At 52.0% G+C, this 2,530-nt stretch carries 2 protein-coding genes; both read left to right on the forward strand.

What is annotated here, in order from left to right:
- The first annotated feature begins 189 nt into the window (after positions 1–189).
- Complete coding sequence (locus HCZ42_RS21565) at positions 190–708, forward strand: Hcp family type VI secretion system effector (RefSeq protein WP_167422715.1); 519 nt, start codon at positions 190–192, stop codon at positions 706–708.
- A gap of 131 nt (positions 709–839) precedes the next feature.
- Positions 840–2,530: type VI secretion system Vgr family protein (locus HCZ42_RS21570; protein ID WP_167422716.1), on the forward strand; the 1,691-nt coding region annotated here is incomplete at its 3' end.

A 2,530-nucleotide genomic window follows, 5' to 3' on the forward strand; every position in this document is an offset into this window, starting at 1 on the left:
GCAAAAATGAGATCTTGCTTCGGGCGGATTTTTGCTCGCGCGGGCAACTTCTTGCTCGATTTAAGCAACTTATTGCTCATAGACAAGTGCGCTTAATTTTAAGTGTATGATTTAACTATAAAATAAACTTGGCATGCCTTTTGTTATATCCAGTTCGCATTTACTGAACTTAATTCAAAAGGAAACGCTATGCCAACTCCATGTTATATCTCTATCAACGGTGAAACTCAGGGCCTTATCACAGCAGGTGCGTGTACTGCCGATTCAATCGGTGATTCATACGTTGAAGGTCACGAAGACGAAATGCTGGTTCAACAGTTTGACCACACAGTGACCGTTCCAACTGACCCACAATCTGGCCAACCTTCGGGTCAACGTGTCCACAAAGCGTTCAAGTTCACGGTATGCCTAAACAAAGCCGTACCCCTGCTATACAACGCATTGGCGTCAGGCGAGAAGATGAGCGAAGTGAAACTGAAATGGTACCGCACCTCGATTGAAGGTAAGCAAGAGAACTTCTTTACCACCACGCTAGAAAGCGCGTCAATCATCGACATCCAGTGTGAAATGCCACACTGCCAAGACCCATCAAAATCTGACTTCACGCAGAACCTTACGGTGGCGATGTCTTACCGTAAAATCACTTGGGACCACGTCAACGCTGGCACATCAGGTGCAGACGACTGGCGTAAACCGATTGAAGCGTAATCTTCAATTGTTGTGATGTGACCACCTAAGTTCGCGCGTCGGGCTTAGGTGGTCTACTTGCCTTAACCCAATGAGGTTGTTTCAGCCTAATTGGGTTAGGGCATTTTGGCTTAGTGGTATAGGGAAGGTTCATGGCGACACTGCACTACACACTCACCGTCGATGGGTTAGACGACGACAGTCTCGTGGTACGAGGCTTTGAAGGACACGAGACATTATCCGATGGGGTGTTTCTCGGCCAGCCCTGCTACGGTTTTCGTTATCAGATAGCGCTGGCAAGTCGACGTCCGGATTTAACCCCGGAGCAAATGGTCGACATGCAGGCCGAGCTCAAGTTGTATCGCGACGGTGAGTTGACTCAACGCGTGCACGGGATTGTTCGACAATTTACCCAAGGCGACATTGGTCATCACCATACCTTCTACTCGTTGACCTTAGTACCCGCGCTTGAGCGTTTATCGCTGCGCCACAACAGCCGCATTTTCCAGCACAAGAGCGTCAGTGAGATTATCTCGGTGCTGCTCTCGGAGATGGGCATTCAAGAGTACGCGTTCTCACTCACCCGTGAGCTGCCGACCCGCGAGTTCTGCGTTCAGTACCGAGAGACCGATTTGGCCTTTCTTCAACGCTTAGCCGCCGAAGAAGGTTTGGTGTACAGCTTTGAGCACACGCCCGGTAAACACACTCTGCTGTTCAGTGACAGCTCAGAACTACTGCCGAAACTTGACGCCCCTATCCCTTACAATGCCCTGTCGGGGGGCGTGATTGACGAGCCTTACATCTCAGGGTTAGAGAAACGCACCCAATCCGCGCCTTCTGAAGTGTCACTCAAAGACTACAGCTTTAAAAAGCCCGCTTACAGCTTCTCGCAAACCCAGCAAGGGACCGAGATGGCCTATCAGCGTGAGGGCTACCAGCACTTTGATGCGCCGGGGCGTTATAAAGACGACGAGAGTGGTAAAGCCTTTCGTCAAGCCCGCCTTGACTACTTGCGCCGTGATGCCCACACCGCAACCGGACACAGCAACCAACCGCTGATTCGCGCGGGCGTTCGATTTGCGCTGCAAGACCACCTAACCCAAGAGATGAACCGCGACTGGTTGGTGGTGTCTGTTACACGTAAAGGCGAGCAACCTCAAGCGTTAGAAGAGTCTGGTGGTGAGGGTGCCACCACCTATCACAACCAGTTTACACTCATCCCTGCGACTATGACGTGGCGTGCGACCCCGCAACCGAAACCGCAAGTCGATGGTCCCATGATTGCCCTTGTGGTGGGGCCAGAAGGCGAAGAAATCTACTGCGATGAACATGGCCGCGTCAAACTGCATTTCCCTTGGGACCGCTATTCATCTGGAGACGAACACAGCTCGTGTTGGGTGCGTGTGTCGCAAGGTTGGGCAGGCGCGCAATACGGCATGATGGCACTGCCGCGTATCGGCCATGAAGTGATTGTCTCGTTCTTAAACGGTGACCCGGACCAACCTATCGTCACGGGGCGCACCTATCACGCGACCAATACCGCACCGTATGCCCTGCCTGAGCACAAAACCAAAACCGTGTGGCGCAGTGAGACCCACCAAGGGCAAGGCTTTAACGAACTGAGTTTTGAAGACCAAGCGGAGTCGGAAAAAGTCTACCTACACGCACAAAAGGACTTTGAAGCGGATGTGCTCAACGATCACACCACCCAAATCCAGCACGATAAGCACCTCACGGTCGATAACGACAGCTTTACCCAGATTAAGAACAATCATCACCTCACGGTGGAGGGTGAAAGCCGCAACAAAATCGCCAAAGACCAGACGCTGATGGTCGATGGCAG

Source organism: Vibrio hepatarius (assembly GCF_011806575.1).
GTDB lineage: Bacteria > Pseudomonadota > Gammaproteobacteria > Enterobacterales > Vibrionaceae > Vibrio > Vibrio hepatarius_A.